At 63.6% G+C, this 7324-nt stretch carries 4 protein-coding genes; 1 reads left to right on the forward strand and 3 read right to left on the reverse strand.

Features of this window, described 5'->3' with window-relative positions; genetic code table 11:
• Positions 1-59: 59 nt before the first annotated feature.
• Entirely contained in the window at positions 60-1124 is a 1065-nt protein-coding gene (locus L288_RS32110) for an alpha/beta hydrolase (protein WP_031304390.1), read from the forward strand.
• Between the two features lie 169 nt (positions 1125-1293).
• On the opposite strand, the gene L288_RS32115 is transcribed toward L288_RS32110, so the two are convergent.
• The 3 genes from L288_RS32115 to L288_RS32120 all read right to left on the reverse strand — a co-directional run.
• Positions 1294-4275: a glycosyl hydrolase gene (locus tag L288_RS32115; protein ID WP_021238328.1), complete on the reverse strand. Its 2982-nt coding sequence runs from the start codon at positions 4273-4275 to the stop codon at positions 1294-1296.
• A gap of 87 nt (positions 4276-4362) precedes the next feature.
• The gene (locus L288_RS0121590; protein WP_021238329.1) at positions 4363-5235 is read right to left on the reverse strand and encodes a GDSL-type esterase/lipase family protein; all 873 of its coding nucleotides are present in this window, start codon (positions 5233-5235) and stop codon (positions 4363-4365) included.
• Positions 5236-5325: 90 nt separating this feature from the next.
• A partial coding sequence (locus tag L288_RS32120) for an arylsulfatase (protein WP_021238330.1) occupies positions 5326-7324 on the reverse strand: 1999 nt, incomplete at its 5' end.

Genomic DNA, 7324 nt, shown 5'->3' on the forward strand with positions numbered 1-7324 from the left:
ACGCGGCGGCTGACTAATCTCTAACGATGCTCCATCCAGTTATCACAAGGATCAGATTCATGAACTTCAGTCGCAGGGAAATGGGGCTGCTCGCGGGAGCGGGACTGCTGTCGCTGGCGGGGCAGGGCAAATTGGCCGAAGCGGCGACGTCCGCCGCCGGGCCTGCTACGCCCGCCGACATCACGCCATTCGTTCATCCCGAACTCCGCTTTCTGGTTCCGATCTTCCTGAAATACCAGTCGGCAGGCGAAATGACGAGCGCGGCGCTGCCCGGCCTGCGCAAGATGCTGGGCGGCGGCCCTGCCGACCCTGCCGCGCGCATGGTGCGCGTGCCCGGCGGCCATGGCGCGCCGGACGTCCCCGTCTATGTCCTGAACGAGCGGGCGGGCGCATCCGGCCGCCCTGCCATCCTTCACATCCATGGCGGCGGCTTCATCGCGGGCAATGCGGCTTCGGAAACGGGCAAGCTGCTGAAACTGGCCAAGGCGCTCGACTGCGTGATCGTGACTGTCGAATACCGGCTGTCGCCCGAAACGCCATTCCCCGGCCCGCTTGAGGATTGCTACGCCGCTCTCAAATGGGTCCACGGCAATGCAAGCACGCTGGGCGTCGATACCGGCCGGATCGCCGTGATGGGCGGCAGCGCGGGCGGCGGGCTCGCCGCCATGCTGGCCATCGCCGCGCGCGACCGGGGGGAGGTGCCTATCCTCTTCCAGATGCTGATCTACCCCATGCTCGATGATCGCACGGGCAGCAGCCGCGCGGTGCCGCCGCCGATGGGTGCGATCACCTGGAACGCTGCCGCCAACCGCTTCGGCTGGTCGTCCTTCCTCGGCATGCAGGCTGGGTCGCCGCGTCCGCCCAGGGGGGCGGTGCCCGCGCGGGTGGAGAGCCTCAAGGGATTGCCGCCGACATTCATCGGCGTGGGATCGATCGACCTGTTCGTGCAGGAAGATGTGGAATATGCCAACCGCCTGATGGCAGAGGGCATTCCGACCCAGCTTGTCGTCGTTCCCGGCGCGTTTCACGGCTTCGAAGGCGCTGCTCCCAAGGCAGGCATTTCCCAGCGGTTCGAAGCAACGGTGCAGCAGGCCCTGGCCGACGCATTTACGTTGAAATGGTGAGCGGCATCATGCCCCGCCCAGTCCATGGCATTGTAGAGCAGGATCGATGATGAAGAACGACGCGCCTTTCCAATGACACGCCACGAGGGCGTTGGGAGTGCTGACTCGTGCACTCCCAACGCCTCGGATGGCAATCCCGGCTCATCCCTGATCCGTCACGCCGAAGGCGTCAATTGCCCGCACATCCCATGGGAACGGTCACCTGGCCATAGGGAATGACGGTCACCGGCCCCACCAGCCCATAGGGACTCTTGGTCTTGTAGGCGGCGTTGTAGATCGGCGTCGCGATATGCACTTGAAGGTCGTTGACGCCCGTCCGCAAATAACCGCCCAGGTCGATGCGGCTGACATCGGCCTGATCGATGGGGGGCAGGCGTTTTCCATTCACGCTGACCTGCGCGGTGCCGTAAAAAGCGCCAAGGTCGAGATAGGCACGCGTGCCGCCGGTCCACCCAGAGCCAATATCGACCGAAGCCTTGTAGGTGGACGTGCCCGACTTGTTTTCCAGGCCCGGCACATGCTGCCAATCCGGCAGCTTTCCGTCTGCGCCGGGGGTCAGGTTGATGGGCGTGAGAGCGACCTTCGCAATGTCGTTCACGCCAGCGCCAGCCTGCCAGGATGTGACCTGGAGCGTCCAGGAGGCAGGCGTCTTTCTGGCGCCCACCGCCGCGATCTCGCTGCTGACCTGCCGCCCGTCCGCCAGGGTAGTGACATATCGGCCCGCCGCCGTGTCGCGCAGGACCGGGTCGCCGCCGTCCAGGCTGAGCAGTTCATCGGCGTTCGTGCTTACCGCCGCGGTTTTGCAGACGGGCTTGGGCGTGTCCTGATTGCCGGGAGTGATGGCGATAAGCGTGCTGTCGCCCGACGCCAGATCAACCTCAATCTTCACCCCATTGTCTGTCCGGGTGAACAGGCTGATGGGCCGCACCTGACCTGTCCAGGCGTCATAGCGGTAGGGGAGGCCCTTTCCTTCCAGCGTCACCGCCGCCTTGGTCCTGTCCGCTGCCGCGTTGAACAGATAATAATAATCGCTGTCCTCTGACTGCCGGTGCAACGTCACGAGCGGCTTGGCGTCGTAAGAAGCGGCCGAACCGATGCCCGCCGCTTTCAACGCGTTCACGACGCCCGCGCGATCCGCAACCCGCGTCACCGATTTCTGGGCGAACAGCGCCGCTACGACCTTGCGCAGTGCGGCGTCGTCAGCGGGATGATAGCCGCTGACCCGCGCCGGAAGCTCGCCGATGACAAAGATCGGAAAGCCGCTGCGCGCCCAGCTGAGAAGCCGCCTGGCCGATGCGAGGTTCATTGGAATGCCGGACCCTTGCGCGTCCAGCACGAACGCCTTGTAGCCCATATTCGTCAGGCGGCCGTCCACGATCTTCGCCGATGGGTGCGCCATGAGAGCATCGCTCATGAAGCCGTAGGTATAGCCGGAACGCTCCAGCCCCAGATCGCCATAGCGCGCTTCGTCCGGGCCGCCCCAATACATCGCGATCTCGTTGCGAAGCTCACCCCGGCGGAGGACGGTTTGCAGGCGCGCGACATAGTAGTTGATCGTCACGTCATCGGCAAAGGTCGGGATCTGGACGCCATAATTGTCGCCCACCGCATTGCCAAAGGGCATATAGCCCGGCCATCTGCTGGAACCGCCCGGCGTCTGGTCCGGCCAGCCATGATAGACGACCTTGTTCATGCCAAGGCCGATGACCTCATTCATTCGCATGACCAGCGACACGCGCGACAGCCCGTCCGTGCGGCCGAATGTGCCCATCTCGCTCGATACGATGGTCCTGCCCATCTGCGCGTTCGCGCTCACCACCTGCCGCCAGGCGTCGGAAGCATCGGTGGAGAACATCGGCTTGCTGCGGTTGTTCGCTTCCTGCTCCGGTATGTCGATGGCGGCCGCGGCGTCGGAATTGTTTACCGCTGTCGGACCCCATCCGGCATAGCCCTGCGCGCGCAAGGTCATGCCGTAGGAATGGGCCCATTGCTTGAGCGGCAGGATATGGTTGCCGACAAACAGTTCCGACAGGGTCTGGCGGTAATCTTCGCGAATGCGCGTGCCGACGCCATTGCTGAATTCGAACATGGGATTAGACGAATTGGATATCGCCGCCAGATACGGCACCAGCGAATAGCCGCGCCGCTTGCGGAATTCGCTCAGGAAATTATCGGTCCAATGGCGGACCTCCTCACCATGGCGGTTGAGTTCAAAGGAATCGAAGAATAGCGATCCGCCGCTATCCCTGAACGCTTGCCGCAATTCGGGGTTCAGGACCTTCGTCTCCCAATAATCGACGATCGCCTGCGCGCCGGAGGAAGCGAAGTGATCGACCATGTAGCTGGGCGTGGGGGTCTGGGCGAGTTCGATCACCTGACCCGTGCCGTTCATCCACGACGCGACCAGCACATAGCGGCCCGGCCCGGCGGGCGCTGCAAAGCGGATGCGGCCGTCCTTGACGCTGGCCGTGCGGTCCAAGGCCGTGCTCGCGTCCAGCATCGGCGGCGATTTCGATCCCGCTTCGCAATTGCTGTCGCAGCGATAGGCGACCACGCCCAGCAGGGTGCGCTTGGTGACTCCGGCGGGCAGCTTGGCCTCAGGAACCACGCCTTCATAGCTTTCCCCGCCGTTCACGAAGACGGAGCCAAAGGTGATTTCCTTCGCCGTCCCAGGCGCGTCGGGCGACAGGCCCTGAATGCCCGCCGACCAGCCGGGCGTGTAGATCTGGTCGACGCGCAACCCTTGCGCCTTCCCGGCCTTGAACAATTGCGTCCAGGCGCGGGTCCATTCCGGCGTGCCGAACCCGTGGCGCTGCGGATCATAGCCCGGAACCTTGCTGACCGAAGGAACGCCGCTCAACTGGTTGGCTTCGAAACCGCCAGCGCCCGACGACCTGATCTGCGCCACCTGCTCCGTGATGGAGGTAGGCGTCATCATGCCGCCATTGTTCCAGAAACGGTACATCGGGCGATCCGGAATGGCGGGATTGGCGAAGCTGCCTTCGGCTGCCACGGGTGCATCTTGCGCGCTGGCCGGAGTGGACGCCATCAACGCCGCGGCGATCATCGCCGTGGCGCTGCTGCGCATCAGGTTGGCCACCATTTCGGGGTGCTTGGTGGCAAGGCAGGATTGGCCCGATGAAGTCGCCATGATGATGCTCTCCCATTACTGACATATGTTGATCATAGTCCCGGACCTTGCGGCATTCCGGCTCCAGGACAGAAGTTGTTACTGCCCTTATCGCTTTGCCTTGGCCAAAGCCGCCTGCGCGATCGGACGCATGGCGTCATAGCCGCGCCGGTTGGGGTGCACGCCGTCATTCGACATTTCGGGCCGTATGCGCCCATCGGCGTCGGCCAGAACGCTGTGATAATCGGCATAGCCAGCGCCCCGCTGCGCCGCGAGCGCGCGGATGCGCTTGTTGAGCGCGACGATCCGCGCCGTCTGTCCCGCGCTTTGATATTGCGCCGAAGCGGTCGAGGGCAAGATGCTCGACAGCACGACGCGGATGCCGTGCGCTTTGGCCATGTCGGTCATGGCGCTCAGATTGTTGATGATGTCATCGTCAGTGATCGCCGGTCCGCCATTGCCGCCAATGTCATTGGTCCCAGCATTCAGGTGAAGGACAGCGGGTTTCAACGCCACCACATCCTGATAGAAGCGCAACAGGATCTGCCCGCTCGTCTGCGCGCTGATGCCGCGATCGACCACACCCTTGCCGAACAGCACGGGATCGCCATAGCTCCAGAACTCGGTGATGGAATCGCCCAGGAAGATCACGGCGGGACGCGCGCCCGACTGGAGCAGTTTCGCATTTTCGGCGCGGTAACGGCACAGGAACGGCCAATCCTGTTCCTTGCGCTGCTGCATTTCCTTGCCGATGTCCGCCAGCTTGGGCAGCAGCTTCGGAGCAGCCTTCGCCATCGCCGCCGGGCCTTCGGAGGACAGGATGGCGTCGCGCATCGCCGCAATGTCGGGATCGCCGGTGAAGCGGCTCTGCGTGCACATGCCTTGCGCCACTGGCTGGGCGGGCTCCGCTGCTGCTGCGGGCGGAATGGCGAAGGCGGTCAACACCACCGGCAGGGACTTGGCAAAAGCGCGGGAAATCATGGCGGGACCTTTCAGGCCGGTTGATGAAGACTTTCGGTCGCAAGGACATTTAGAAGAGGGGCAGGGCAGGCGTGCGTCCTGCCGGAGCATTCACTTTTCAGGCTGTGTTTCGATCCGCACGCCGGACAATTCTCCGGTGAAGGGGAAGGGCGCGGTATAGTTTCGGCTGACGGGGGCGGCCGTGTCCTTGCCGATGTCGATCTCCTGCATCGATGAGTGCAGAATGCCCATCTTCCCTTCATCCACCGCCTTGCCGTCGATGCTGAGCGTGCCCACGCCCGCAGCAGGCATATAGGCGCCCGGCTTCATCCCCGGATTGATGGTGAAGGCATAGGAAATCCTGTGCGCGCCGGGCGAGAGCGGCGCGCGCAGCGCCTTGGTGCCCATCATCGGCAATCCTTCCACCACCACGTCGCCCTTGTCCATATACAGGCTGAAGGTTCCGCCATGGGAGAAGATCACCCCCTGCGCGCCCTGCGGCGGCACGACCACATCAGCCTTGATGGCGAAGGACTTGCCGCCGAAGTCGGGAGCGGAAAGCGCGAGGATAGTGGGCATGCCCGGCCCGAAGGTGACATTGGCGGGCTTGCCAGGCGCGGGCGGATAAGCGCCGTACATATTATTGGAGATCAGCGGATAGACATTGTTGCGCCGCGCTTCCTGATCGAACAGCGTCTTCATCGCCGCCAGCTTGTCCGGGTAGCGCGCGGCAAGATCGGTCGCTTGGCTGTAATCCCGGTCGAGATCATAAAGCTCCCACCTGTCGCGCGCGAAAGAGTCCTGCGGATCGAGCGGCTGGTGATATTCCTTCATCTGCCACGGCACCCCATGCCGCGCGGATGCCATCCAGCCATCCTGATAGATGGCGCGATTGCCCCAGACTTCGAAATATTGCGTCCGGTGATGGGAAGAAGCCCTGGGATTGGCGAAACTGTCGGCGAAGCTGCTGCCTTCCAGCGGCTTCTGCTTCACGCCATCCACGATGTCGGGCATCTGAATGCCGGTGATGTCATAGATGGTCGCCGCGATGTCGTTGAGGTGCGTGAACTGGGTCCGCATCGCGCCGCTATTCTTGATATGGCCCGGCCAGGACACGACCATGGGGTTGCGCGTGCCGCCCAGATGCGACGCAACGCCCTTCGACCATTGGAACGGCGTGCTCCCCGCCCAGGCCCAGCCGGCGGCGTAAAAGGAATCCTTCATCTGCGGTTGCAGGGCCGCCATGGTGAAGGCCCGCTGCGTGTCCATCTCGCCAGCGCTGCCATTGTCACCGACAATGTAGATGACGATCGTATTCTCACCGCCCGGCGCCTTGCGCACCGCGTCGAGCAGTCGGCCGATCTCATGATCGGTATGCGAGATGAAGGCCGCATAGGCTTCCATCTGCGTGGCGAGCACCGCGCGCTGCTTTTCCGGCAGGCTGTCCCAGGCGGGCAGTTCGGCGGGACGCGGCGTCAGCTTCGCATCCTTGGGAATGACGCCCAGCCGCTTCTGCCGGGCGAAGATTTCCTCGCGCAGCCTGTCCCAGCCGCCATCGAACTTGCCCTTGTACCGCGCCATCCATTCGGCGGGCACGTCATGCGGCATATGCGCGGCAAGCGGCGCGAAATAGAGGAAATAGGGCTTTTCCGGCGCAAGTCCCTTGCGGGTTTGAATCCAGTCGATCGACCGGTCGACGATATCCGTGGTGAAATGATATCCCTCGGCCCGGCTCTTGGGCTGCTGCACCATCTGGGTATCGTTCCAGAGCAGCGGCGTCCACTGGCTCGCCGCGCCCAGCATATTGCCGTAGAAATGCTCGAAGCCCAGGTTCGTGGGCCAGCGGTCGAACGGCCCGGCGGGGGAGATTTCGCGGAAGGGCGTATTGTGCCACTTGCCGAAGATTGCGGTGCCATAGCCATTGCGCCGCAGCACTTCGGCCATGGAGACGGTATCCTTGCTCCAGATGCCGGTATAGCCCGGATAACCTATTTCGCCGACCGATCCCTGACCGGCCTGATGCGCATTGCGCCCCGTCAGCAGCGCCGCGCGCGAAGGCGAACAGATGGACGTGGTGTGAAAGCGATTGTATCGCGCGCCGCCCGCCGCA

It is taken from the genome of Sphingobium quisquiliarum P25 (genome assembly GCF_000445065.1).
Taxonomy (GTDB): domain Bacteria; phylum Pseudomonadota; class Alphaproteobacteria; order Sphingomonadales; family Sphingomonadaceae; genus Sphingobium; species Sphingobium quisquiliarum.